This is a genomic window from Phytopseudomonas straminea (genome assembly GCF_900112645.1).
GTDB classification, from domain to species: domain Bacteria; phylum Pseudomonadota; class Gammaproteobacteria; order Pseudomonadales; family Pseudomonadaceae; genus Aquipseudomonas; species Aquipseudomonas straminea.
The window spans coordinates 515,145-541,909 of the sequence record NZ_FOMO01000002.1; the positions used below are offsets into that span (position 1 = coordinate 515,145).

Annotated in this window: 23 protein-coding genes; 4 read left to right on the forward strand and 19 right to left on the reverse strand. The window is 58.0% G+C overall.

Annotation, left to right across the window (positions count from 1 at the left end; all coding sequences use genetic code 11):
• Positions 1–108: 108 nt before the first annotated feature.
• The 17 genes from BM279_RS06635 to BM279_RS06715 form a co-directional block, all read right to left on the reverse strand.
• Positions 109–5,397, reverse strand: a complete 5,289-nt coding sequence (locus BM279_RS06635) for a glycosyltransferase (RefSeq protein ID WP_093502106.1) — start codon at positions 5,395–5,397, stop codon at positions 109–111.
• A complete protein-coding gene (locus tag BM279_RS06640; protein WP_093502109.1) occupies positions 5,390–6,052 on the reverse strand; it encodes a phosphocholine cytidylyltransferase family protein in 663 nt (220 codons plus the stop codon). Before BM279_RS06640 ends, BM279_RS06635 begins: the two co-directional genes overlap by 8 nt.
• A complete protein-coding gene (locus BM279_RS06645) occupies positions 6,028–6,633 on the reverse strand; it encodes an HAD family hydrolase (RefSeq protein ID WP_093502110.1) in 606 nt (201 codons plus the stop codon). The genes BM279_RS06640 and BM279_RS06645 overlap by 25 nt, the downstream gene beginning before the upstream one ends.
• Positions 6,630–7,397, reverse strand: a complete 768-nt coding sequence (locus tag BM279_RS06650; RefSeq protein WP_244154126.1) for a class I SAM-dependent methyltransferase — start codon at positions 7,395–7,397, stop codon at positions 6,630–6,632. The genes BM279_RS06645 and BM279_RS06650 overlap by 4 nt, the downstream gene beginning before the upstream one ends.
• 625 nt (positions 7,398–8,022) lie before the next feature.
• Positions 8,023–9,267 (reverse strand): flagellar hook-associated protein FlgL, encoded by a 1,245-nt coding sequence (gene flgL, locus BM279_RS06655; protein WP_093502115.1) that lies wholly within the window; start codon positions 9,265–9,267, stop codon positions 8,023–8,025.
• A gap of 151 nt (positions 9,268–9,418) precedes the next feature.
• Complete coding sequence (gene flgK, locus BM279_RS06660; protein ID WP_093502117.1) at positions 9,419–11,458, reverse strand: flagellar hook-associated protein FlgK; 2,040 nt, start codon at positions 11,456–11,458, stop codon at positions 9,419–9,421.
• Positions 11,459–11,464: 6 nt separating this feature from the next.
• The gene (gene flgJ / locus BM279_RS06665) at positions 11,465–12,697 is read right to left on the reverse strand and encodes a flagellar assembly peptidoglycan hydrolase FlgJ (protein WP_093502119.1); all 1,233 of its coding nucleotides are present in this window, start codon (positions 12,695–12,697) and stop codon (positions 11,465–11,467) included.
• A 12-nt stretch (positions 12,698–12,709) separates the two neighbouring features.
• Positions 12,710–13,807 (reverse strand): flagellar basal body P-ring protein FlgI, encoded by a 1,098-nt coding sequence (locus BM279_RS06670; protein WP_093502530.1) that lies wholly within the window; start codon positions 13,805–13,807, stop codon positions 12,710–12,712.
• Between the two features lie 11 nt (positions 13,808–13,818).
• Positions 13,819–14,532: a flagellar basal body L-ring protein FlgH gene (flgH, locus tag BM279_RS06675; protein WP_093502121.1), complete on the reverse strand. Its 714-nt coding sequence runs from the start codon at positions 14,530–14,532 to the stop codon at positions 13,819–13,821.
• Between the two features lie 61 nt (positions 14,533–14,593).
• A complete protein-coding gene (flgG, locus tag BM279_RS06680; RefSeq protein ID WP_027910249.1) occupies positions 14,594–15,379 on the reverse strand; it encodes a flagellar basal-body rod protein FlgG in 786 nt (261 codons plus the stop codon).
• A 45-nt stretch (positions 15,380–15,424) separates the two neighbouring features.
• On the reverse strand, positions 15,425–16,165 hold the full coding sequence (flgF, locus tag BM279_RS06685; protein ID WP_093502123.1) for a flagellar basal-body rod protein FlgF: 741 nt from the start codon (positions 16,163–16,165) through the stop codon (positions 15,425–15,427).
• 190 nt (positions 16,166–16,355) lie between these two features.
• Positions 16,356–17,837, reverse strand: a complete 1,482-nt coding sequence (locus BM279_RS06690) for a flagellar hook protein FlgE (RefSeq protein ID WP_093502125.1) — start codon at positions 17,835–17,837, stop codon at positions 16,356–16,358.
• Positions 17,838–17,879: 42 nt separating this feature from the next.
• Positions 17,880–18,551 (reverse strand): flagellar hook assembly protein FlgD, encoded by a 672-nt coding sequence (gene flgD / locus BM279_RS06695; RefSeq protein WP_093502127.1) that lies wholly within the window; start codon positions 18,549–18,551, stop codon positions 17,880–17,882.
• A gap of 14 nt (positions 18,552–18,565) precedes the next feature.
• Complete coding sequence (flgC, locus tag BM279_RS06700; protein ID WP_093502129.1) at positions 18,566–19,009, reverse strand: flagellar basal body rod protein FlgC; 444 nt, start codon at positions 19,007–19,009, stop codon at positions 18,566–18,568.
• An 11-nt stretch (positions 19,010–19,020) separates the two neighbouring features.
• Entirely contained in the window at positions 19,021–19,431 is a 411-nt protein-coding gene (gene flgB / locus BM279_RS06705; protein ID WP_093502131.1) for a flagellar basal body rod protein FlgB, read from the reverse strand.
• A gap of 276 nt (positions 19,432–19,707) precedes the next feature.
• Entirely contained in the window at positions 19,708–20,535 is an 828-nt protein-coding gene (gene cheR, locus BM279_RS06710) for a protein-glutamate O-methyltransferase CheR (protein WP_093502532.1), read from the reverse strand.
• 104 nt (positions 20,536–20,639) lie between these two features.
• Complete coding sequence (locus BM279_RS06715) at positions 20,640–21,563, reverse strand: chemotaxis protein CheV (RefSeq protein WP_027910245.1); 924 nt, start codon at positions 21,561–21,563, stop codon at positions 20,640–20,642.
• 79 nt (positions 21,564–21,642) lie between these two features.
• Here BM279_RS06715 and flgA point away from each other — a divergent pair, with 79 nt between their 5' ends.
• The 4 genes from flgA to BM279_RS06735 all read left to right on the forward strand — a co-directional run bounded on the left by flgA (position 21,643) and on the right by BM279_RS06735 (position 24,280).
• Entirely contained in the window at positions 21,643–22,401 is a 759-nt protein-coding gene (gene flgA, locus BM279_RS06720; RefSeq protein WP_093502133.1) for a flagellar basal body P-ring formation chaperone FlgA, read from the forward strand.
• A 144-nt stretch (positions 22,402–22,545) separates the two neighbouring features.
• On the forward strand, positions 22,546–22,881 hold the full coding sequence (gene flgM, locus BM279_RS06725) for a flagellar biosynthesis anti-sigma factor FlgM (protein WP_093502135.1): 336 nt from the start codon (positions 22,546–22,548) through the stop codon (positions 22,879–22,881).
• A gap of 104 nt (positions 22,882–22,985) precedes the next feature.
• Positions 22,986–23,453, forward strand: a complete 468-nt coding sequence (locus tag BM279_RS06730; protein WP_093502137.1) for a flagella synthesis protein FlgN — start codon at positions 22,986–22,988, stop codon at positions 23,451–23,453.
• 77 nt (positions 23,454–23,530) lie between these two features.
• Positions 23,531–24,280, forward strand: a complete 750-nt coding sequence (locus tag BM279_RS06735; RefSeq protein ID WP_093502139.1) for a flagellar brake protein — start codon at positions 23,531–23,533, stop codon at positions 24,278–24,280.
• An 18-nt stretch (positions 24,281–24,298) separates the two neighbouring features.
• Here the strand turns inward: BM279_RS06735 and BM279_RS06740 are convergent, their stop codons facing one another.
• Both BM279_RS06740 and BM279_RS06745 read right to left on the reverse strand, forming a co-directional pair.
• Complete coding sequence (locus BM279_RS06740) at positions 24,299–25,627, reverse strand: MFS transporter (protein WP_093502141.1); 1,329 nt, start codon at positions 25,625–25,627, stop codon at positions 24,299–24,301.
• Between the two features lie 170 nt (positions 25,628–25,797).
• Positions 25,798–26,445 (reverse strand): YceH family protein, encoded by a 648-nt coding sequence (locus BM279_RS06745; RefSeq protein ID WP_093502143.1) that lies wholly within the window; start codon positions 26,443–26,445, stop codon positions 25,798–25,800.
• Positions 26,446–26,765 lie beyond the last annotated feature (320 nt).

Here is a 26,765-nt window from a genome sequence, read left to right on the forward strand (position 1 = left end):
AGGTTATCGCCGCTCAGTGTAAAAACTTGAGTCGCAGCAAATTAGGCGGGGATCAATGATCGGAAAGTGCCCAATACACTTCCCGGTCGGTCAAGCTGGAGCGCCCGATCAGTCCGGAAGCCAGGCACGGGCCCAAGCGTCCAGGTTTTCACCTCGAAGCATCCAGTCACGCAAGACGATCTGCTGCAACTCATCCCCCATCCGGGCCGTTGCATCCATATCGGCCAGATGCATTCGGATAGCGTCAACCCAATCCTTGTAGCGGTTCTTCACTCGGGTGACCGGAAAGGCATCGTCCTGGTAGCAACGTATGTCACTGCATACCACAGGGAATCCGCAGGCACCGTATTCAAGTAGTCGCAAGTTGCTTTTGCATTCGTTGAACAGGTTCTGCTCGACAGGCGCGATAGCCAGATCCAGGTTGAGCCTCGCCAGCGCAGCTGGATAGCGATCGATGTGTACGCCCTGATGAAACTCGCGAATATAGGGCTTGAGGTTCTCGGGACACATCCCGAAGAATACCCAGTCCACCTCACCGGCCAGTTCACGAACGACGTCCGCGATCATCTCCAGATCACCGGTGTGACTAATGCCGCCAGCCCAGCCGACCCGGGGCCGGCTCGAGACGCGTCGCTCGCTTTCAAGCCCCTGCCACCAATGGCTGGGCAAGCGGTTCTTGACGACCCGAATGTCGTCGTGCAGCCCGCCGAAGGCTTCGGCCAGTGCATCGGTGGATACCACGAAGCGATCCACGAACCCTAGGCCCCGACGCAAGGTCTTGAGGATGTCTTTGGGCATGTGGCTCCGGTGCACGTTTTTCACCGGCAAATTAGGCAGATAGTCATCCAGTTCGTAAACCTTGAAGGCTCGTGAAAACGATTTCATCCGCTGCATGGCCTGAATTCGATCCTCACCAACCTGACGCTGCAGCACGATAGAGTCGGGATCGTAGCGCTCTAGGTCAGGCACATGCATTAGACCGCGCGAGAGCATGCCGTCGGCCAGCCCCTGAAGCTTCATGGCAATAAATGGCTGGATCATCCGATAGTGACCGCATCCCTGCATGTCGGCCTGGTGAACGAGCAAGGTGGGCAAAGGCCGCCAGGACTGTAGTGGTCGCCAGCTGATAGCATTGTCGGTCAGCTTGAAGCCGCCACGCTGGACCAGCGATAGATTGGCGTTATAGGCGGGGTCACGGGCGAGCAGCGGCAGCCAACGCTCGTACATGATGTCCTGCTCTGCGACAAAGCGTTTTCGCTTGGCCTCCTGCTTGTGTGGATCGATTGCCTTCTGGCTCACGTTACCTTCGTGCAGCACGAGCGCATGGGGCGTCCAGACATTCAAGTAACCGGCTTGGCCAACCTTGAGACAAAGATCGACATCATTATAGGAAACCTTGAAGGCCTGCTCATCCATGCCGCCCACTTCTAAATATATGGATCGACGAATCATCAGGCAGGCGGCGGTAACCGCACTGTAGTTCTGGTCAACTTGCAAACGACGCATGTGGCCCGGTGCGTCAATGGCTTCGCCGATGAATGGATGATCCGCCGGGCCGTTGAGACCCAATACCACACCTGCGTGTTGGATGCGCCCGTCCGGGTACAGCAGCTTGGCGCCAACGATGCCAACTTCAGGACGCTGCGCATGATTGAGCATCTCGTCCAGCCACTCCTCGCGGATGATCGCCGTGTCGTTGTTGAGCAACACAAGGTAATCGCCCTGCGCTTCGAGCGCAGCGAAATTATTCATAGCCGAGAAGTTGAACGGATGCGGATAACGCAGCACGCGGATTTTCTGTTCTTGAAGCGCCTCGATACCTGCCAGCCAGGCTTGCGCCTCAGGCGTTTCACTGGCGTTATCGATGATCAGGACCTCGTAGTTGGAATATCGAGTCTGCTCAAGCAAGGTTTCCACGCAGCGCTGGACCATCGCCAGCTGATCCTTCGTTGGGATCAAGATCGACACCAACGGCTGTCCAGCGTGGCCATAACGTATGCGGTAGGTACCTGGTGCACTGGTGACCAGTTGCGCGTCGGCGTAGCCACGACGGTTCAAGTGCGCGAGGAGCGCAGCCTGCTCGTCGGCAATCTCCACGGGAACGTGCGCATCGGTGATCAGCAACGGCTCGTCGACGTGGCCCAGTCCAGCCATGCCTCCAGCTTCCACTAACCGCGTCAGCAATTCGAACTCCATGGCCTGTGGATACTGCGCATTGAGTCCACCGCTTTCAACGAAGACATCACGCCGGTACAACCAGTTGCGAGCCATTACCGACGGCAGGCTCAGCAGCAGATCGAGGTTGAAACTCGGCCGAAACGCCGCCCCCAAGGTTCCATCGGGCATGCGCTGCAGCTCGTCGCAGTAAAGGGCGCGGCACTCGCCGGCATTCAGCAGTTCCAGCGCCACTACAGTGAGCCCGCTAGCAGTGAACTCGTCACCGGCGTTGACCAACATGAGCCAATCGACATCCAGGTCTGCCGCTAGCGCATTGACCTTGCTGGCCAATTCATCAGGGCGCGCCTGGATCATACGAACCGCTGTCCGACCATGATCAGAAGGCGCGGTCTGGGCAGTCACCACGGCAACCGTGCTCGGCTGATAGAGGTGATGCTCCTGGTTCAGACTGCGTAGCGTTTTCGCCAGCGCCTGGATGTCGCCCTCCGGGTCCATCACCACAACCGCCATTCGAGGGCCGCTGTTGTGCTCCGCCAGGCGCTCACGAATCAGTCGTCGCTCGATGGCGCTGGGCTGCCGCCCCGCCAGCCATTGTTTGATGGTATCCACAGGCGGCGGCGCGGCCGAGACCTGCTCGACCGGAGCGTCCACGAAACCCAGCGCCAGCGAAAGAGGACCAGCCAGGCCTGCCAGCCCTGGGAAACGCGCGCTACTATGGATATCCAAAGTCACGCTGCCGCCATCTTCCGGACGGAACGGGATTACAAGCCGCTGCGCCTGGTAATCCCTAAACGTCAGTTCGCGATGAACAGTGCCATTAATGCGCAGCTCGGCTCTGAAGGGGAACTGATCATATTCAACACCGTGCACAGCCGACACATCAATCTGGATGGAACCATCGCGCTCGGGCCACCCATCGACGGCACACACCAGTTTTAAGCGAGCCCGCGGCGCTAACAGATAGTGGTTGCGCCCAACCACTCGCAAGACGCTATCGTCGAATACAGTATCAATACGCTGGGCCGGCCATGGGGCGCTATTACCCGATACGCAGAGCGTTTGCCACCAAGTATTGAAGACCTGCTCGGTCGCACGTCCGGGCAGCGCGGCAAATCCACGGCGCAACCCATATCCGGGCAGAAGCGTCCACAGCTGCGTGCCTTGAAGTATCTCTATTGCCCAGCGCTGGCGCTGAATGATCCAGTTTTCCGGCTCACTCGACGGCACGCTGGCGTCACCTTGCACCGGCTGCTGAGTCAAGACCTGGGCGGTATGCTCACCGCGGGCAAGCTTGGCCAATCCTTGGCTGATACGATGCCCACTGCCAGGGCGATAAGGTGCCTTACCATTAACTAGCATCAATGCCTGAATCTGAGCCTGCCGGCGCCCGAGCCAGTCCAGCAAGGTCTGGGCGTTCTCGAACTGCGGCTGTGCAAGCTGATTCTGCGCAGACTGCCGGCCCAATATTGCGATATGCCCGAATGCCATGGAACGCTCGAACGCGCCGAGCATCTCCAGGTCGAGCTCAGTTTCACGCGTGTCGATGACCACATGTGGTCGCGGCGCCCGGGCAATTGCATCGGCTACGCGCTCGACCGAGCGGCCATCCTGAAAGCGTCCATACAACTCACTGACACGGCGCGTCTGACTATCGCGGCAATACTGCACATGGTTGGCGTAAGCGCAGCGCAGCAGGTCGAGGAAGTCTTCGTCATCGCTGAACTCCATCCCGATATCTCGCCAGGCATTGCCAGGCGCGTCCGGGTTGTATTCCCAATGCCCCACCCGGGCATCGCTCGAATACAGAAGAATTGGACGATCGAGGGCCATGAACTCGAACAGCAAAGAGGAGCGATCGGCAACGAGGATATCGGCCTCGGCAAAACTGTCGGCAATACTCGCCTCGGGGTCGTCGACAAGCTCCACCAGCGGATCAGCGGCAACCTGGGCACGCCAGGACTCCATCAGTCCACGGAACAGGGCTTTGTCAACAACGAAACTATGCTCATGCTGAACGATGGCTGGGTGCGGCTTGATGATGATGCGAGAGGTTGGATAGACCTCGCGGATCAAGCCCACCAGACGCTCTCCAAAGAAGGCCGCAGCGCTGATCTCAGGGTTGTAGGTCGGTGCGAATACGATTGTCGGCGCCAGTTCATTCACCGGTCGCGACGGCAAGCGGAAGACTTCGTCGACCCAGGCGTTGCCGGTCAGCAGAAAACCCGACCGAGGTTGCACACTCGAACGCAGGCTGTCTTCTATATCCCAGACGCTGCCACACAAATAGTCGGCATGATTGTACTGTGGCTCGGCAAATCCATAGCGGGTGACCGACCCATGACGCATTCCGATCAGCAAGACGCCATGGGCATCGCAGTAATCACGCCAGAACTCGACCGACCAGCCGTCCGCCACGACGATCACCTGCGGGCGCCAAGACATCACCTCAGGGATGGAAAGGCTCAACAGGCTATTTTCAAAACATGCGGACAGCGGGCGCAAAGAGCGGAAATGGAAAGGCATGCTGCCAAAGCAAGCAACCCTCAGATCCTTGATGGGCAAGCTCGTCCTCGTTTCGGAGAGCAGTGGCCGGAACAGGTAAAGCACACTGGTCTGATTGTAATTATCCATCGTTAGAAGTGGATAATTGGCAATCTCATACATCCCCATTGAACGGATCAGCGCCAGGTAGCGGCTTTCGGGGCGGTATTTGGCTTCGTACTGTTCGTTGAGCAGTTGCCGTGCTTCATGCCCCTCAAGCAATACCGAATCCTTGAGGATTAACAAGCCGCCTGGCTTGAGCAATGACACTGCCTTGAGCAGCACACGGGCTGCAGCCAGATCGTCACTGATGCTGGTCAGAACGCCCATCAGGCTAACCGCGTCAAAGCGGTCTTCGGTATCGAAGTCGAAAACGTTGCCTGCCTGAAACTCAACATTATCCAAGCCTTCAGCACGCGCTAGCGCTCGGGCTTGCTCAATGAGTTCAGCGCCCAGATCCATGGCCGATACGCGAGCTACCTTGCGAGCGAAAAGACGGCTGAACCGGCCGTCCGCACAACCGATATCCAGCAGGTGGTCATTTTCACCAAGCAGTGGCAAAACGTGCTCAAGCAGATGCTCTTCCTGCCGCTGATACAGCGCTACCGGCCCAATCTGACCACGATCAGTGTTGCTCCAGAATTTATGAGCCACTGCTCCCTGATCTTGATTACTCATTTCCACCCCACTGATTGGCCAGCACGTTACGCGCCATATCTAGATCTGCAGTCGTATCGATGTCGAATGCTTTTATTGTGAATGCGGGCATCGGCGTGTGAGCCTCTATCGCCTCGTATACATAAATCGGTTTGTCTACCACCAGCTCGGGCCGGATGATTGCAATGCCGGTCCACTCCAGATCAGAGATGGGCTCACGCGTGAAGCGGATTACCTGCTCGCCCGCTGCATCAAGCAAGACACGAACTCCGTCGCTGGTGAGATAGGGCGACACGCCCACCAGCTGTTCATGCTGCTCACCCGCAGTAAGAAAGTTCTGCAAACTACGATCTTCGAGAATGGTATCGGCATCGAGAATCAGCATCCTATCGCTCAAATGGCGAGAGACGCGATAGATACTCTGCAGCGTATTGGTGCGGGCATAGTCAGGATTGCGAACGATGATAATGTCAGGACGCAGCGCGACGGCATGCTCTATCACATCTTCCTCGCGAAACCCCACAACCAACCACACGGATTCGGCCCATTGCAGCCGCTGCAGATGCCAATCCAACAAAGAGCGGCCAGCAACTTCGACAAGGCATTTCGGCTTGTTAAGCCCCAGCCGCGAACCGATCCCGGCCGCGCTGATTACAACGTGTTTAATAGGCGACATAAGGCTTTTCCATCATGCAGTAGGAAATCGCTGAGCTTGACCAGCGTCTTGTTAGGCTTGTGCACACCGCCATAGGCGATGCGCCAGTCAGCCGCCTCGAACATGGGCACATCGTTCATACCCTCCCCTACCGCAACAATTCGGTCGAATTGCCCACGCAGTGCACTAATGGCGTCGCCTTTATGCAGAATGTGCTCCACCCCCTCCAGATTGCCCTGGGTATCGAATCGGGCGCGCGAGGTGAAGCTCTGTATGCCCAACTTGTCGAGGACTGGCCTCACCCACAGATCAAGGCTTCCCGTGACGACAAAGGACTGCGCACGATGCCGCTCGATGAAGTCCAGAATGTTCGGATCGAACTCAACTTGTTCCTCAAGTACCTCATGAATCCAATCCAGGCGAGCATCACGAAGTAGCCGCACACGAAGCTTGAAGGACTTGTCAAAAGGCAGCAGGCCATCGATGGTCGCCTGGGTAAGTACACTGATCTCATCTTCCAACCCGACGGATGACGCAATAAGCGGAAGCAGTTCCTGGCGAGTTAGGGTGCCGTCGAGATCAAAACAGTAAGCGGTGGTCATTGCCCCCCCTCCGCACGACGCAGAATGAAGAAGTATTGCCGGGTCTCGGCTCGTTTCTCGAGGCTGTCCGGAAATAGAACGTCCTCCTGCTCAATTGCCACTTCAGTGCCTTGCAAGGCTCCAGACATGAGGCTACGAAGCTCATCGACCGTTCGGTAGATGGCCGAGTATTCGTCGGCTAGCTCACGAGAATAGAAGCGGTCCAGTGTAAAGCGTTCTTCGATACCCACTGGCTCACGCAGGTAGATTGCGCCACCGGGAGCACAGAGGTGCGCCGCGTCACGCAGCACCTTGGCGCAATCTTCATCGTTTAGATAAATCAATAGACCGGAAATCAGCAGAAGATCAAAGGGTTCGGGCAGAAGCAAAGCGTCGGGTTCGAGACGGGTGGCCGACATCACTTGAAAGTCCAGACCTTCGAGATTACGGCTGCCAGATTCCCGCTTCGCCTGCTCGATTAGGCTTGCCGAGAAATCGACACCCAAGTAACGCAAGCCGGGGCAATGCTCGACCAGAAACCAGCCCCAGCGCCCGACTCCGCAGCCAATATCGAGTACCTTGCCGATGCCCGTGAGTACGAGAGACGATGACACCCGCTGCTTCTCTGCTTGGTCGCGTGCAGCGACCAATTCCGGCTGCTCATCCTGATACATGGTGGCACTCAGGGGGTTAGCATAATGGCGCTGCCCACGAGCCTCGAAAAAAGCTTGAGTGCTCCCGTAGTCGATACTAACCGGACGCCCTTTGATACGTCGTACATCCATCAATGTAACCTCGAGTTCTAATGGCTACGCTTTTGTGAGGTGCTTCGGCTTCGCAACAATTCAGCAACTATTGCTTTGCGGAGGTTGCCACCCAATCGCCGCATCATAGCCAGACAACTGTACAGGCCCGCATGACGCACAAAACCTTCGCAAGTCATTGCAAACTTACTAGGGCATAAGGTCCGAAGGAATGTCTCGCTTGGGCATGTCAAACCGCTGACACTTCTGCTCCTAAAAACCCTGAAGCAAGAATTTGGCCAAAAAAGGCATAGAAAATAGTGCATTGCTTGATGATTAGAAGTAGCAGTGTAGCCATCATAGGTCGGTCGCGCTGCACGGCTGTCGGGTTATGGACAGGCACCTGGAGCAAGACGACGCTAAAATCTGGCTCACGGCCGAAAGACCACGATGAGGAACGAGCTGAATGCTGTATTCTTGAGTGACCTGTTCCCCGATTCCCATTCGAGTCAAATAAACGGGTTGCCACAGGAGATTACAGCTCATTGAGTGCTGTTATCAGAGGCAAGTAAAGCTCTTGAGGGTTTGTGTGCCCGTAACAGTGCCCACAGCACTCTTGAATTGCTCAACCACAGCAACGATAAATGGAGGGTGCCGTTCCTAATACTCACAGTTTGTTGAAGAGATTCAACCCGCTGATCTTTATATAGCTTTGTTGTGCGGCCTCCAGAATCAAGGTCTGGAAGGACAAACGGGAAAGGGCTTCAGGATAATCCAGCTCACGCAGCTCCGCTTGAACCGCCTTATTGCCCAAGGCCGAGTCCTCGTTGCTGGTAAGAGTGGTGTCTATGATATTGCGTCGCGCGCCAATGTCGCCCCGGGTGCTATCGATCACAACGCTAGCACTGGACAAATTGGTGATGGCCTCGGCGACCGCATCACGCACAATCAAACTTCCCTCTGGTGTAGAGGGTGTTTCTTCGAGCACCTTGCGCAGATTGGCGATTGAATCCAGCACCCCCTGTTTCTGCCTGTTCGGATCAGCGGTTATCGTGATTCGATCACCGGCGGCTGGCACACCATCGAAATTGACGACAACACCTCGAAAGACCAGCTTGTCAGTGGTCTTCTCGTTCTCATCCATCGAACCCACTGCCAATTGGGGAGTCGCCGTGCCTGCGGCAAATATTTCATAACTGTTGGCATTGGGATTGCCAAATAAGATATCGATACCGCCGTCGGGAAAACCTGGCGTACCGGAAAAAGCCACCTCATCCTGCACCAGTGGTGTAGAGGCGCGCAGCGTCGAACCTGCCTGCAACGTCGAGGTTGCATCCAGCCTGCCGGCGTTGGTGACATTTTGGAAGACTTTCTTGCCATTGTCGCTGATGGCCACATTCAGCGAACTGGCGATCTCCAATTTGCGCTGTCCCTCGTCGCCTTGATAGCTATAGGTGCCATCGGCATTACGAACAAAGGGTTCGGCCTTACCCTGAAACCCGGAGAAAAGGTATTCACCGCGGGCGTTCTTGGTATTCATCAGGCCCAGTAGCTCATTTTCTCGCTCGCGCAATTCTGCAGCGTTGGATTTGCGGTCTTCAACACTGAGCGTCCCGCTACCGGAACGAACTGCAAGCTCCTGGACACGCAGCAACACAGTGTTTATGGAGCTGAGTACGGACTCTTCCTGAACCAGGCTATTATCTGCCGCAGTCAAGTTCTCCTTGTACTGACTCAGCACATTCTGCTGCTGCTCAAGCTGCAGCAGACGCACCGACGCAACAGGGTCATCGGCCGGCGTGAGGATCCGATTGCCGGTGCTGATCTGTTCCTGGGTACGGATGGTACTGGCATAGTTGCGCTGCAGGCCTTGAACGCCGTTGTTGAACGCCTGGATAGTGGAAATACGCATAGCTGCCTCATCTTCTCTAGCGGTAACTGACACTTACCAGAGCCGCACCCGTTTTGGGATTTTTCACCACATGGCGTTTGCCACGCGGCCGAACCGGAAATCTTTATTGGCAACCTGTAGCGGCAGCCATGATGAGCCAAGGCCCAGCCTACTACCTGAAGGCTCCGATCAGGGTATCGAACAACGAGCGCGCAACTTGAATCACCTGAGCAGAGGCGTTGTAGTACTGCTCAAACTTGATCAGGTTGGCAGCCTCTTCATCGAGGTTGACCGCTGAGAGAGAATCACGGTTGTCCTGCGCCTGCTTGAGAATAGCACTGGTCGCATCGCTGTCCTGACGGGCCTGGGCGGTCAGGGTACCGACCCGCTCGACTAGGTCGCCATAGCTATCGGTGAAGCTCGAACCGGTTGTGATGCCTGTGACGCTAGGGTCGACACCAACGACCTGCTTGCTCTGCAACCCTACCAAGGCCAAAGCATTGCGGTTGTCGGATACGCCGTTGAGGTTGAAGGCGATATCGAAACGATCGCCATTTTCCGGGCGCCCGCTGACACTCATGTTGACACTGGTGCCATCTGCCAGAGTCAACTGATAGTTGTTTTGCTGGCCGGGCTCGAACAGCGGGGTCGGTGCCGGGGTGATCGGCTTTCCCTTGTTGTCCACGCGCGTCAAAGACGCCCCGGCTGGCAAGCCAGTGAAGCTGCCGGCGGCCGAATCGTAGGTCAGCGTGATCGGCGCAAAAGCCGCCTGCAAGGCGGCCGGGTTGATACTGCTGCCTGTGGATTTCAGTGTCGGCTGACTGATTGAACCATTACCGCGGTTCTGCAGGTTGGCCTCAGCGCGAATCGGCGCGGCGAAGGCCAGCTGATCAGCCTGGTCAAGGACGGTTGAAATAGTCGAAGCGCCAATACGTGTAGGCTGTAGCGCGAAATAATCACCGGCCGCCGGTGCCGGTGTTCCCACAACGACCTGGAAACCCTGATCACGCCCTGCGCTGTCTTGGAAACTCAGGGTGCCAGCCAGATTCTCGGTCACAGCCATCGTCTGATTGTCACTCAAACGGCGCGCCGAGTAGTTGGTGCCGTCGAACTCCAACCGATAATCACTGGTGGTCAATACCGAACTATTGGTGATGTTCAGCACTGGCGATGCATTACTGCTGTTGGTCGACGAAGGTAACACGCGCAGGCGCGCCAACGATTCCTCGTTGAAATCACCAAACAACTTGGTACCAACCTGCCCCTTGAGATCCAAGCCCTGCCCCAACTGGCTGTTGACCTGATCACTGATCGACAGTGCGAGGCGACCCAGAGAGTTGAAGGTCTTGTCCAGCACGTCTTCGCGGTACCGCAGAATGCCGCCCAACTCTCCACCGGTCACTTGAGTGGTGATGGTTTGCCGGGAAGCACCGACGATGAACTGGATTTCGGAGCGATTCGGATCATTGGTGCCTGGTACAACCTCTAGGCGGGCGGCGTTGCTCCCGACCACCAGCGGCTGGCCAGAACCGATGAAGACGTTCTGCGTGCCGTCGTTCTGCGCAACAACGTTGACGCCGACAAAGGTTGCCAGTTGACGCACTGTCTCTTCACGCGCGTCCAACAGATCATTAGGCTGACTGCCGTTGGCTTGAGCGATAGAAATTGATTCGTTGAGACTGGCAATGGAACCGGCGAGCCGGTTGATCTGTTCGGTGACGGCGCCCATCTGCTTATTGGCGAAGCTATTCTGTTCATTCAGGCGGTCGTAGACGGTATTGAACCGACGACTCAGCCCCTCCGCTTCGGAGAGCACCAGCTGGCGGGCAGGCAGGTTGGACGGATCCTCGGCGGCCGTCTGCATGGCTGAGAAGAACTTTTGCAACGATGGCGTGACACCCGTGGTGCTACCGGCCAACAGAGAATCGAGCTGATCGATCTGGCTTTTATAAGCCTGCACGTCGGCACTCAGCGAAGTGCTACTGCGCAGTTGCGTACTGAGAAACTCACTGTAACTGCGACGAATGTCCACCAGCGAGGTGCCGCTGCCGATATAGCCGGCACCGCTGAATTGCGGCGTGCGCGTTGCCTGGATGGTGTCCTGCCGCGAGAACCCTGGGGTATTGATATTGGTGATGTTATGCCCGGTCACCGACAGCGAAGTCTTGTTTGCCGCCAGGCCCGACAGGCCAATATTCAGTAGGTCAGCCATGCTTCATCATCCCCGGTTCGAGGGCGCGCCGTTGGCGGCAATCATCTGGTAGGTCGACAGCTTGCGGGCGATCTGCGAGACCTTGCGGGCGTACTGCGGATCGGTGGCATAGCCGGCTTTCTGCAGCTCACGGGCGAACTGCTCGGGGTTGGCGGTGGAGCTCAGCGCCTTTTCGTAGCGTCCGTTGCTTTGCAGGAAGCTCACGTAATCCTCGAAGCTATGGGCGAAGGATTCGTAAGAGCGAAACGAGGCGGCTTCCTTCACTGGCTTGCCGTTCTGGTATTCGGTGGTCATCACCCGGGCGGAATCGCCGTCCCAGGTGTTGTGTGTCTTGATGCCGAACAGGTTGTAGCTGCTGCTGCCATCGCCTTGTTTGATGATCGACTTGCCCCAGCCGGTTTCCAACGCCGCCTGGGCGACCAGGTAGGTCGGATCGACACCCAGTTTGGCCGCGGCCTTCTCGGCCATCGGCAGCATGGTTTCCATGAATTCCTTGGCCGATTTGAACGTGGTACGGCTGGCGATTTCTTCGCTGCCGTTGATGCTCAAACGGCGCTCGGCCGGCGCGGCGTAGGCCTTGGCGGGCAGCCAGTCGCCTTTTGCCAGAGGCTTGCCGACAGCATCGCCGGCTGGTGTATTGGCTACGGTAGTCGCAGTGACGGCTTCGGCGCCCGGCACGATGCCGGCCTGAACGCGCTGGGCGAGCTTGCCCGGCAGCGACAGGCGACGCTGATTGATCAGGGTCATGTCGTTACGCTCAGGGTCCACAGCGGCAGCGACTTTCTCGAGCTTCTCGACCTTCGCAGGCACAGCGTCAGCAACCGCTTCGTTACGAGCCAGCGGCTTGCTCGGCGCAGCCGGCACCGGGGCATCGACCTGGGCGAACGGATTAGGTCGCTCGCTGGGGTTCTTCATCTTCGACATCTGCCGGGCCATCACGTCGGCCAGACCGATGCCGTTCTTGTTGCCGGCCATGGTCACCGACAGCTGTTGGTCGTACATGTCCTGGTAGGTCTTGGCCTCGTTGCTGTTCATGAAGTTACCTTCACCGAACACCTCGTTGGCCGAACGCATGGTCTTGAGCATTTCATTGAGAAACAGCGACTCGAACTCCTTCGCGACCTTGCGAATGTTCTCCTCATTGTCACCACCGACCTTGAACTGGTTGAGGCGATTGAGATCGGTGTAGGCACCGCTGTCTACGGTGCTGGTGCCGGCGGCCGAGAGTCGAGTATCCATGTCGCGTGTCCTTTAAATCACGATCAGGTCGGCCTGCAGAGCGCCGGCTTGCTTGAGCGCCTCCAGGATGGCCATGAGGTCAGAAGGCGCAGCGCCCACCTGGTTCACTGCCCGGACGATCTCGTCGAGGGTGGTGCCGGGGCCGAACTTGAACATCGGTTTCTTTTCTTCGTCGGCGCCAACGCGCGAGCGCGGCACCACGGCGGTTTCGCCACCGGACAGCGCGCCCGGCTGACTGACGATCGGATCTTCGGTGATGGTCACCGTCAGGCTGCCGTGGGTTACTGCAGCAGGCTGCACGCGCACGTTCTGCCCAATGACGATAGTGCCGGTCCGCGAGTTGATGATGACCTTGGCCACCGCCTGGCCGACATCCACTTCCATGTTTTCCAGGATCGACAGGTAGTCGACGCGCTGGCTCGGGTCGAGCGGCGCGCTGACGCGAACCGAGCCGCCATCCAGCGCCTGAGCAACGCCTGGGCCGAGCAGTTCGTTGATGTGGTCGACGATGTTCTTGGCGGTGGTGAAATCCGGACGATTGAGGTTCAGCGTCAGGGTATTGCCTTGATCGAAGCCGCTCGGCACCGGGCGCTCGACGGTGGCACCACCCGGGATACGGCCGGCCGACGGAACGTTGACGGTGATACGCGAGCCATCGGCGCCGCTGGCATCGAAGCCGCCAACCACCAGGTTGCCCTGGGCGATAGCGTAAGTGTTGCCGTCAATACCCTTGAGCGGCGTCATCAGCAGGCTGCCGCCACGCAGGCTCTTGGCGTTACCGATCGAGGAAATGGTGATATCGATGGTCTGCCCTGGCTTGGCGAAAGGCGGTAGATCGGCATGGATGGACACCGCCGCGACGTTCTTGAGCTGCACGTTGCCGCCCTCCGGCACCTTGATGCCGAACTGCGCCATCATGTTGTTGAAGGTCTGCACGGTGAACGGGGTCTGGGTGGTCTGGTCGCCGCTGCCATTGAGGCCGACCACCAGGCCGTAGCCAATCAACTGGTTACTGCGTACGCCCTGAATGCTGGCCAGGTCCTTCAACCGCTCGGCTTGAGCGGTCGAGGCCAAGAGCAGCGCAGCAACGGTGATGATCCATTTACGCATGATCATTGACCTCAGAACGGAAACAGCGGGCTAGCGAAAAAGCGGTCCAGCCAACCCGGCTGGCTAGCATCGGCAAAGGCACCGGTGCCGGAATAGGTGATACGTGCATCGGCTATGCGGGTCGACGCCACCGAGTTGTCACGGGCCACATCATCGGAACGAACCAGTCCGGCGATACGCACCAGCTCATCGCCGGTGTTGAGGGTCATCCACTTTTCGCCACGCACTACCAGCAGGCCATTGGGCAGCACCTCGGCCACGGTCACGGTGATCGAGCCGGTCAGGCTGTTGCTCTGCCCCGCCTGACCAGAACCATCCGTACTACGCTGGGCGCCGTACTGAGCGCTCAGCCCGAGGTCATCCGCCTGCAGGGGGTTGAGGCTGGAATTTGGGTTATTGAGCGACACACCGCCGCCGAACAGCGAAGTGAGGCCGATATTGGCGTTGCTGTTCTTGGCGATCTTCGAGGTGGCGTTTTTGCTCGCCTGGGTGCGCTCGTTGAGGGTGATGGTAATCACATCACCCACGCGAAAGGCCTTGCGATCGCCATACAGGTTGCTCTCGAACCCGGACTGGAAGATTGAGCCGTTGTTCTGCGCAGCCGGAAGCGGCGTACGCGGCAGAACGGGTGCGTAGTAGGGATCATTTGGCCGCGCAGCGGGTGCCACACAGCCACTCAGCACTACGCTGCCGAGAATCGAAAACACACACACCAAGCGGTTCATAACCACTACCTCACAGCGTTCAGGCGTATCAGGGGAAGGGCTTATGCCCTACCTCGGGGTCTTAAAGGTTCTGAGAAATGAAGCCCAGCATCTGGTCAGCGGTGGAGATGACCTTGGAGTTCATCTCGTAGGCGCGCTGAGTGGTAATCATGTTGACCATCTCCTCGACCACGCTGACGTTGGAGTTCTCCAGTGTGTTCTGCAGGGTGGTACCCAGGCCGTTGAGGCCGGGCGTGCCAACCTGCGGCGCACCGCTGGAGGCGGTTTCCATGAACAGGTTGTTGCCGATGGCTTCCAGACCCGCCGGGTTGATGAAGTCGGCGATCTGGATGTTGCCGACGATCTGCGGCTGCGGGTTGCCGGTAGTGGTGACCGATGCGGTACCGTCCTCCCCCACAGTGAAGGTACGCACTTCCGGCGGCAGCACGATGGCCGGTTCCAGGGCGAACCCTTGGGAGGTGACCACTTGACCGTTGGCATTGAGGTGGAAGCTGCCATCACGGGTGTAGGACACCGTGCCATCGGGCATCAACACCTGGAAAAAGCCACGACCATTAACGGCCATATCCATCGGCTGCTCGGTGGTTTGCAGGCTGCCGGCAGTGAAGATTTTCTGGGTGCCATTGATACGCACGCCGGTACCGAGCTGCAGACCGGAGGGCAATTGGCTGTCCTGGCTCGACTGACCACCGGGCTGACGGCGGATCTGATACAGCAGATCTTCGAACTCGGCGCGATCGCGCTTGAAGCCCGTGGTGGACACGTTGGCCAGGTTGTTGGAAATGGTCGTCAGGTTCATGTCCTGAGCTGACAGGCCGGTCTTAGCGACCCACAGTGACGGAAGCATAGTGTTCTCCTCGGGTGCCGGATTCATGGCACCGCGTATTGGTTATCAGCTCATCTGCAAGACGCGCGCCATGGCGGTGTCATTATCTTCTGCAGTGCGCATCATCTTGACGGACAGCTCGAACTGCCGGGACAGCGCCAGGATCGACGTCATCTCCTCGACCGCATTGACGTTGCTGGACTCGAGAAAACCCGAGGTAATCTGCACCGTGGCATCAGCTACCGGCGGCTGCGGGCCAGTGAAGCGGATCATGCCGTCAGTGCCCTTCTGCATCTGCTTGAGATCCGGATTGACGAGTCGCAGCCGATCGACCTCGGCGAGTACCCGCGGCGCCTCGCCGAGCGCACGAATACTGATGGTCCCGTCCTGGCCAATCTCGATCTTCTGCTCCGGCGGCACGGCAATCGGCCCGGCATTGCCCATCACCGGCATGCCATTGCCGGTGCGCAGCATGCCCTGGGCATCGACATTCAGGCTGGCCGTACGCACATAGGCTTCGCTACCGTCAGGCGCCTGCACGGCCAACCAGCCCTTGCCGCCGATGGCCACATCCAGATCTCGCCCGGTCTCCTGCAACGAACCCGGTGTAAAGTCGGTTCCCGGCCTCTCGCTCATGGCGAATACGCGCGATGGCTGACTCTCACCGAAAATCTGCATCGAACGGGCCTGCTCGAAATCACGACGGAATCCAGTTGTGGAGATGTTTGCCAGATTGTTGGCGTGGGCACGCTGGGCCAAGCTGTTGTTGTGGGCACCAGTCATGGAGACGTACAGCATCTTGTCCATATTTTCCTCCGAGGTGGGCGACGCGCCCGCGACTCTGACCACACCTCAAAAGCAATACACATGCCACAACTCAATAAAATTTATAAGCAATTGAATTTAAAGGAATTAATAAAATAAAAAGGCTCCCGAAGGAGCCTGTAATTTGTCGCTCGGCGAGTGGTTGCCGTTTCCGGCAACGACTCCCTGACGCTTAACGCAGATTGATGATGGTCTGCGTGATCGCACTTTCGGTTTCGATGGTCTTGGCGTTGGCCTGGTAGTTGCGCTGCGCCACGATCAGGTTGACCAGCTGATCGGACAGTTCGACGTTGGAGTCTTCCAGAGCGCCTGATTGCAGGCTGCCCAAAGTACCGCTTTTCGGCGTTCCTATTACCGGCTCGCCCGATTCAGAAGACTGTACCCAGGCCGTTTTACCTACCGGCGTCAAACCCTGCATGTTGGCAAAGTTAGCCAGAACCAGTTGCCCCTGAATCTTGGTTTGGCCATTGGTATAGCGCGCGAAGAGCTGACCGGTTTCATCTATCTGCAAGCCAGCCAGTTCGCCCGTGCTGTACCCATCCTGCACCACCTTGGCGACCGAGAAGGTACTGTTGAACTGGGTAGAGCCGCGGAAATCGAATTTGATCGCAGCACTGGCGGCAGACCCATTAGGCGCCCAGGTCGTACCTTCAGCGTTGGTCGGTGCAGCGGGCACCCAGCCATTCATATTGATAGAACCATCAGGAGCAACCGTCAGCCCAGCGCTCAAGTTAGCCGGATCAATGGTCTGCATTTTACCGGACGAATCGAACGTCACCCCAGCCGATAGCGCCTGAGTGCTGGTCGGATCCAACGGATTACGCCCGTCGACCAAGATCTTCACATCCCAGTTATTCGCCCCAGTCTTCACAAAATACTGAGTAAAGGAGTGCGCATTACCCTGAGCATCAAAGATATTGACCGAGGTAGAACGGTTGTAGCTGGTCGGATCGGCCGGATTGAACGAAGCATTCGCCGCAGTTGTGCCTGCCGTTGCGCCTGCCGCATTCGCAGCTGCGAGCTCCGCAGGAGTAGCCGCCGCAGTAGCTGCCGCAATTTCAGCAGGAGTCGGATTAGGGTTACCGGGCAAAAGCACGCCATTGAAGGCAGTCTGATAGGCCGTATCGTAGGCGCTCTGACGTAATACCGGCACAGCTTCAGTGGAGTTCAGGTTGAAGGGCTGAGTGATGGTACTGGTCGAACGCGGCGCCTGACTGGCCGTTTCCACTTTCAGGTTGCTGATGATGCCATTCTGCAGGTTGCCATTGGCATCCACACTGTAACCCTGCAGGTTGTGCCCAAAGTTGTTGACGATAAAACCTTCACGGTCAGTGCCAAAATAGCCGGCACGGGTGTAACTGATATCGCCATTATTGCTGGTACGGAAAAAGCCGCTGCCGTTGATGGCCAGATCCAGCGAGTTCTGTGTGTAATTGATATTGCCCTGACTGAACAGCTGGGACACATCACTGAGCAGCACGCCACTACCAATCGGATTGGAGCCGCTGCTAAGCATCGACGAAGCGTACAAGTCAGCGAACTCGGCACGCGACTGCTTGAAGCCAGCCGTACCGGCGTTGGCGATGTTGTTACCTGTCACGTTGAGGTCACTGGTTGCAGCACGCAGGCCGCTAAGACCGATATTGAACGACATGAAAATTCTCCTTGCCGAAGCTCGGCAGCTAAAGCCTGTTAATTACTGACCAATGACCTGCACCTGCGACAACGGCACATTGCCGATACCCGCCAGGTTGAGCATCAACTCATTGCCGCCCAAGGTGACGCTGTCGACGTTGGCCGGCAGCAAGGTGTAAAGCCCTTTGGTCTCATTGCCGTAAGTGGCCTGAGCCTCGAACTTGTAAGTTCCCGGTTTCATGACGTTGCCGCTTGAATCCTTACCATCCCAGATGAAACTGACGTTGCCGGCCTGCTGTTCGCCGAGATTGATACGACTGACCACCGCACCGGCACTGTCGTAAACGTTGACGTATACGTTGCTGCTGCTGGTCGGTAGTACGGCACTGGCCTTGAAGCTTTCACTGGTATCGACCACCGCCTTATCGACCGGCACGATGACCTTGCGCCCAACCAATGAAGAAGCCTGCAGCGCCTGCGAGGACTGATAGCCCGAGAGGATGGTTTCCATGCTCGAGTTGAGCTTTTCAACCCCCTCCACGGTACTGAACTGCGCCAGCTGCGCGATGAACTCGCCATTGCCCTGAGGCTCCAGCGGGTTCTGATTGTTAAGCTGCGCCACCAGCAGGTTGAGAAACTGGTCCTTGCCCAGCTCCTTGTTCTGCGTGCTGTCCTGCTTGACCTGATACTTGTCCAGTACGGAACTGGAGCCGACGCCATCAACGGTGCTCATCGCTCACTCCTGGCTCACTGGCCCAAGGTCAATACGCGCTGCATCATCTGCTTGGCGGTATTCATCATTTCCACGTTGGTCTGAAAGGCACGACTGGCGGAAATCATGTCCGCCATTTCCTCGACCACGTTGACGTTGGGGTAATAGACGTAACCCTTCTCGTCCGCTGCCGGGTGATTGGGCTCATAACGCGGCATCAGACTGCTCTGATCCTCGACGATCCCCAGCACCTGAACGCCGGCGCCCGAGTTGTCCTGATCGGCAAACAGCGAGCCGTTATTGCCGCCCTGGGCATTCTGGAACACGGTGGCGAACACCGGATGGCGCGCGCGATAGGTCTGATCGACGCTCGAGGAGACGGTCTCGGCGTTGGCAATGTTGCTGGAGATGGTATTGAGGCGAGTGCTCTGGGCACTCATACCGGTTCCGGCGATATTGAAAACACTGGTGAGGGACATATCAGGCTCCTTTATTCACCACGCAGGGCGCTGACGAGCCCTTTGAATTTACTGTTGAGCAGCGTGAAGCTGGTCTGGAAGGCCACCGCATTCTCGGCGTAATTGGCCTGTTCGACCTGCGCATCCACAGTGTTCTGATCGATCGAAGGCGCAGTGGGCGTACGGTAGGCCAGCGAAGCGTCGCCCATTGGCACGCCTTCTGCTGCGATATGGCGGCTATTGGTGGTTCTCAAGCCCGTGTTGCCGCTCCCGCTGCTCTTTGCAGCCTGCTGAGCCAGCACCGACGCGAAATCCAGGTCACGCGCCTTGTAGTTGGGGGTGTCGGCGTTAGCCATGTTATTGGCCAGCACTTCGGCACGCTGCGCGCGAAAACCCAGCGCCTTCTCGTGAATACCAAGTGCACTATCGAAACTGATGCTCATCTCAGGGACCTTTGCCGTAACGGCTAGCCTGTTTGCCTGCAGAGCTAGCAGCAAAGCACGTGCCAATTTATTTTTTTATTTATAAATCAGTTACATAACTGAAAATCAGGGCATTCGAGGTGCACGAGCGGCAAAGCTTTTCCGCCACTAGGCAAAGTAGGTACGGCAATCTGAGCGCTGGATTGCCGCTTTTCTGACGCGGTGGTGACAGAAGGCTGTCAGCCATAAAACAAAACGGGAGGCCATGGCCTCCCGTTCTTTCTAAAAAACCTTTGATCACTTGGCTTTGTAGATGATCCCAGGACTGCATTGAACCATCTGGTATTTCTCGGGCAACCCGTTAAGCGCCTCAGAGGCGCCAAGGAACAAGTACCCACCTGGCTTGAGCATGGCGTGGATGCGCGTGAGGATGTCCTTCTTCACTTCCGCCGAGAAGTAGATCAGCACGTTGCGGCAGAACACGATATCGAACTTGCCAAGACTGGAGTAGCTGTCGAGCAGGTTCAGCGGGCGGAACTCCACACGGCTCTTAATGGCCGGTTTGACCACCCAGCGCCCCGGCCCTTTAGGATCGAAATAGCGTTGTAGCCGCTCCTGAGCAAGCCCGCGCCCCATGGCAAGGCTGTCATACTCGCCCGACTTGCAGTTGTTCAGCATGGTGGGCGACAGATCGGTCGCGACGATCTGAATCCCGGCCTTGAGCTGGCCAACATTGCTGCGCTCGAACTCATCAATACTCATCGACAGCGAGTAAGGCTCCTGCCCCGAGGAGCAGGCGGCTGACCAGATACGCAGGCGCTGCCCCGGATAAGCCTTGATCAACTCAGGCAATACGCGATTCTTCAGCACCTCGAAGGGATAGGTGTCACGAAACCACAGGGTTTCATTGGTCGTCATCGCGTCGACCACCTGCTCGCGCAAGCCACTACGCGGCTGACTTTGCATGCGCTGCACCAGCTCACCCAATGTCTTGATGCCGTTGGTCTCCATCAGCTTATTCAGCCGACTGGAAACCAGGTATTGCTTGTTGCTGCCAAGCACGATGCCACAGGCCTTTTCCAGAAAGATCCGGAATTGCTCGAAATCCAAATTACCTGAAGACACTCGTGAGGCCTCGCCCATCTATTCCATTGATTGCGCCGAACGCTCCGAGAAGCGCTAGACGAGTTAGCTGGCAAAATCTGCCAGCTTTTTTAACGCTGCCACGATCAGCCGGCCTTGATGCGATCCACGACTCGTGAAGCCAGATCATCCGGACGGAATTTCGCCAGGAAGTCATTGGCCCCTACTTTCTTCACCATTGCCTGGTTGAATACGCCGGACAGCGAAGTATGCAGCAGAATGTGCAGCTTCTGCATGCGTGCATCAGCACGAATCGCTGCCGTCAGGGTATAACCATCCATTTCCGGCATCTCAATATCGGAAATGATCATCAGCAACTCCTGCTCGGGCGACTTGCCCTCAGCGACCATGGCCTGCAGGTAATCGAGCGCCTGACGGCCATCGTTCAGCGCCGTGACCTCTACGCCGACCGTCTGCAGGCAGCGCATCACCTGCTTACGGGCCACCGAGGAATCATCGACGATCAGCACGTGCTGGCTGACAGCCTTGGTCTGCACTTCGACATCGATCACCCCAGCCGAAATAACCTCGGAGGTCGGCGCCACCTCGGCAAGAATCTTCTCGACATCAATGATCTCGACCAGCTTCTCATCCAGCCGGGTAACGGCTGTCAGATAATGATCACGCCCAGTACCCTTGGGTGGAGGATGGATCTCTTCCCAGTTCATATTGACGATGCGCTCCACCGAGCGGACCAGGAAGCCCTGCACCTTGGTGTTGTACTCAGTGATGATCACGAAGCTGCCATTAAGGTCAGCGAGCGGGCGCTTGCCAGTGGCGATAGACAGATCCAGGATCGGAATCGTGCCACCGCGAATGTTGGCCACGCCGCGAACCACGTGGCTCGACTTGGGCATAATGGTGAGTTTCGGACATTGCAACACCTCCTTCACCTTGAAGACGTTGATCCCGTACAGCTGAGGGCCGTCGAGACGAAACAACAGCAGTTCCAGGCGATTTTGCCCAACCAGCTGAGTTCGCTGGTTGACCGAATCCATCACACCGGCCATGTACGGGCTCCCAAGATTCCAGTAACACATCAGATTTGGTTAGCGTAGCAGGCGGCACGCGCCTTGCTACGAACCAGACATGAATATACGAATGACAATTATCCGACGCGCGATGGCCAAAAGCCTTCGTTGCCTGGCAGTTTTACCTGCTTTGCTGGCGCTCGGCTATAGCACGCTGACAACTGCCTCCGTCACCCTGCCCGATCAGCTTATCGGCGAGACCCAGCGCTTTCTTGAGCAGGCAGTTGCAGACTATTTGCAGCGCAGCAATATTCAGGCGCGCCATGAGGTGCAGATCAATCGCCTCGACCCCCGCCTGCGCCTGCCTTTATGCGATCAGCCGCTGACGATCAACCTGGAAACGCCGGCCGAACCCATCGGCCGGGTGACTATGCGTGTACGCTGCGATGGCGCCTCCCCCTGGACCGTATTCGTTCCCGGCCAGGTGCGCCTCTACCGCGAAGTGGTCACCGTGACCCGACCTATCAAGCGCGAGGGTGTGCTCGGCGAGGGCGACCTGATGCTCGCCGAGCGCGATGTCGGCCTGCTCAACCAGGGCTACATGATCGACTTGGAGCAGGCGGTCGGTCGCAAGGCCACTCGAGCTTTGCAGCCGGACCAGGTACTGTCGCCTACATTCATCCGCCAGGCGGAAGTCATCCGCCGCGGCGATCAGGTGGTGATCAGCGCACGCAGCGGTGGCATCAACGTACGCATGCCCGGCGAAGCGCTTTCCGATGGCGCCGTTGGCAAGCAGATCAGCGTGCGCAACCAGAGCTCGCAACGCGTGGTGCGCGCAAGGGTTACCGGCCCTGGGCAGGTGGAAGTATCGATGTGAGAACCGGCTCGGCCAATGGACTGGCTGACGGGTGAACGAGGCTGATTTAGACTGTGCAAGCGACGCAATTTTTTTGCCTAAAGTTTTTCCGGGCACAGCCGACACACTAGGCAAGCGTCCACACACCGTTAGAGGTTTTGCACCATGGTCATCGACTTCAACCGACTCAACAGCTCCACGCCAGCCAGCACCAGCCGTGCCGGCGGTACTCAGGCCGGCAAGAACGAAGCCATCGACAACAAGGCTGCCGGCAATACCGCTACAACTCAGCAGAGCACCGCCAGCGGCAAGAGCGGCGAGTCCGTACAGCTGAGTAGCGAAGCACAACAGTTGCAGAAAACCGTCGACAAGCTGCGTGACCAGCCGGCCGTCGACAGTGACCGAGTAGCCAAGCTGAAACAGGCCGTTGCTGACGGCAGCTATCAGGTCGATAGTCAGCGCGTCGCCAGCAAGCTGCTCAATTTCGAATCCCAGCGCTAGCTTCCGGCTCGCACTGGGGTGTTGGACGCCCGGAAACCGACTGACGCCCGTCCGCTTCCATAGCAGATGCGCGCCTAGCGGTTCCCCCCCAGAGAGCCAGAACCATGAACATCACGCCCCTGCTCGATCTGTTCAACGAGGATATCGGCCACGCAGCGCGACTGCTTGAGCTGATCGACGCCGAATATGAAGCCCTTGGCGAGCATGACCTGAGCAAGTTGCAGGACATTCTAGCGAGCAAACAGCCCCTGCTTGCTACCCTCGACCAACACGGCAAAGGCCGTACACAAGCCCTAATCAGTCTGCAACTGAGCCCTGATCGCGCAGGCTTGAAAGCGCTTGCCGAACGTTCGGACAAAGGTGACGAACTGATCCAGGCCAGCGAACAGTTGAGCGAGCTGCTCGAACGCTGCCAGGAAGCCAATTTACGTAACGGCCGAGTTATTCGTAGCAGCCAGAATTCCACTGCCAGCATGCTCGGTATTTTGCGCGGCAGCGAAACACCGTCACTCTATGACAGCAGCGGTGGTACCGCTAAAATCGGCAACAAGCGCCCGCTCAGCCAGGCCTGACATAACGACAAGATGCTTGGTGATGCAACATCGCATTAACCGACGCAGCAGTACCTTGCCCCGGAGATCACTGGACCGTGTCCACCCCCTTCGCTCAGGACTGTGGCCCGCAACCCCCCAAGGTGCTCAAGGCACCTGTGGAGATCGTTGCCAACCTACGTCTGCTGCAACAGCACCATGACCCTTTGATCCTGACGTTTCAGGATCGCAACCAGCGTTTCCAGAGCTTTGTCATCGAGATCGACCGAGATCGCAACCTGCTGATTCTCGACGAGATGATCCCCAGTGACGGCGAACGTTACCTGCAAAATGGCGAAGCCTTCAGCGTCGAATCGCTGCACGACGGCGTACGCATCGCCTGGGAATGCCCAACTGGCATGCGTGTAAGCGAACGCGATGGAGAGCGCTGCTATCTCGGCACGATTCCTGCTGAAGTGCATTACCACCAGCGCCGCAACGCCTTCCGCGCCGCAGTCAAGCAATCGGAACAGGTCAAGGTGCAGCTCAGTGGAACGCGGCTGCGCACGCCGCTCGAAGGCCTGATGCTGGACATCTCGGCATCAGGGTGCAAGATCCGCCTCGCCGGTGATGCCACCAAACAGCTGCAGGCCGGGCAGATCTACGAGGTTTTCTGCGCACAGCTGCCGGTCGGCAAACTGGAAACGGCCATCGAGCTGCGTCACGCCCGCTATGACGACAAGCTCGATATCACCTTTGCGGGCCTGCACTTCGAGAGCCTCGGCGGCCTGCAACAGCGCCTGATCGAGCGTTTCGTCTACCAACTGCAGCGCGAAGCCCGTCGCTTCGAAAGCGACGGGTTTCTGTAATACCGTCAAGCATTATGCCTATGGCGCGGTAGCAGGAGGCTCGGAGCCTTCAGCCGGAGTGGCGGCATCATCCAATTCGGTCGCCACAGGCTCCTGCATCTGCTCCTGCACAACCTGCTCATCAACACGCGGATCGAGCGCCGCTACCAGCGGTGATGCGGTCATGTTCACCGGCATGGCCACGTGCTGCAGCGGAGCATCGTCGACCTGGTGCAGGTGTGTGACGATGTTCGAGCGCACACGCCAGACCAGGAAAAGCCCGCACAGGCAGAAGAACGCGTACAGCATGTTGGCCCCGAAGAAGCGCATCAGCACACCGACCAACAGTGGCCCGATACAGGCGCCAACCCCAAAAGTGACCAGCAACATGGCGGTCAGCGATACTCGTCGATCAGTTTCGACGTGGTCGTTGGCGAACGCCACAGCCAGTGGATAGAGGCTGAATTGCAACATGCTGACGATGAAGCCTACCGAGATCAGCAGCAACAGAGGCGCTTCGGAGAGAACGGCCAGGGGTGAGGCCACCAGTAGCAGTACAGCCGACATGCCGCGGATCAATTTGACCCGGTCGAAGCGATCCGAGAGCCAACCCAAAGGCGCCTGCACCACCAGCCCGGCGAGAATGCAACAGCCCATGAAGATACCCACCTGCTCGGTGGCTAGCCCCATTTCTGCCGCATACAGCGGCGCCAAGCCGTAAAAGGAACCGATCATCAGGCCCGCAACGCCGATAGTGGTGAGTGACAACGGTACACGGCGAAAGAAGAAGCGCATTTCCAATGGCGCGGGTCGCAGGGGCGCTGGGTGCAGGCGACGAGTCAGCGCCACCGGCACCAGACAAAGGGCGAACGACAGGGCCACCAGCATCAGCAGTTCCAGGCCCAGCGTCGGGTGCACCACCAGCACCAGCTGCCCGAGCACCAGGCCCAGGTAGGACGCAGCCATGTAGCCGGCGAAGACCAAGCCACGCTGCTTGGTTTCCGCCTGTTCGTTGAGCCAGCTCTCGATCACCATGTACTGACACATCATGCCCAGGCCGACCAGTACACGCAGTACGAGCCATGCTGGCAGCCAGTCGAGCAAACCATGGCCGAGCACAGCCGCCGTCACCACCCCCGCGCAGGCCACATAGGCGCGGATATGCCCTACCCGGGCGATCAGCCGGTGACCGATCTTGCCGCCCAATACCAGGCCGAAATAGTTAGCGGCCATTAGCGCACCAGCCCAGACACCCTCGCCGGACTCGGCCAGGCGCAGGGCCAGATAGGTACTCAGCAGGCCGGAGCCCAACAGCATCAGGACAGTGGCGATGTAGAGAGAACTGAAGGATTTCCAGATCAAGCGCATTGGACTGCAACAACTCCTTGTACCAGCTTCACTGAGCCGGCCTATGTTCGACGGGCGACCAGACGAGTTGCCCTGCACCCAAGGCTACCAAGCTGATGCTGTGCCATATGGATGGTGCGCATCGGGCACAGTTCACTCATTCCTGACCTCGCTTGGGCAATTGGCAATGCCTAATCGACGGCCCTGCTCTCCAGAATCGCCAGCCGCTCTTCCAGTGCGCTGACCCTTGCTTCGAGCGCTTCCAGACGATCCGATGCCCCGTCACCAGGCGACTCCTGGCGCTGTGCGCGCTGCTGCAGCTGCGCCTGCAACTGTTCCGGATCACCCAGCAGTTGTGCATAACGATCTTCGCGCTGCCCAGCCTGCCGACCAACCAGAGCCACCAGCTGCCGCCCGATCATTCGCTCGAGATGGTGCTGCACCTGCTGTGCGTCTTCGAACTCATACTGGCGGCCGCTTCGCGCCAGCAGCTCGCCGGTCGTCTGTGGCCCACGCAGCAGCAACAGGCCAAGCAAAGTCACCTGCGGGGCCACCAACTCGAGCGCCTTGTCGATTCGATGCTCCCAGCGATCGGCACGGCTGCCCATCACCAGCTTCACGAAGCCTCGCTCTTCCAGTTTCCGCAGCCCCTGCCCTACCGCCCCCTGAGTCAGGTTCATCAATGGGTCACGGCTGGTTTTCTGATTGCAGGCGAGCACCACTGCGTTGAGCGTCAGCGGGTAGGCCTCGGGGGTCGTGGCCTGCTTTTCGATCAGGCAGCCCAGAATGCGCGCTTCAGCGGCGCTCAGCGGAGAAGTGTCGTGGGAATCTTCAGTCATGTCGCTCACCCGGCCTGGAGGTTGCACCTAGGGTAGCCCGAGTGCAGTGAAGATGACATGCGTGAAAGAGATTTTGTCGTCATGCAAGTCGCTGATTTTCAAGACGCAAAAAATCAATGTTCGCACGAGAGAGTAAATGAGAACTATTTTTATTGACTAACAACCGAGAATGACTATTATCTACATCACCAGCCGCGAGGCTGGTTGGATAATCTGAATGCATCCTGGTCGGACGCTTCCAGTTTATCTCCTCATCAGGCTAATCACGGTTATTGACCCGGCTTTTGCCGGGTCTTTTTTTGCCTGCCATTCCCGACGAC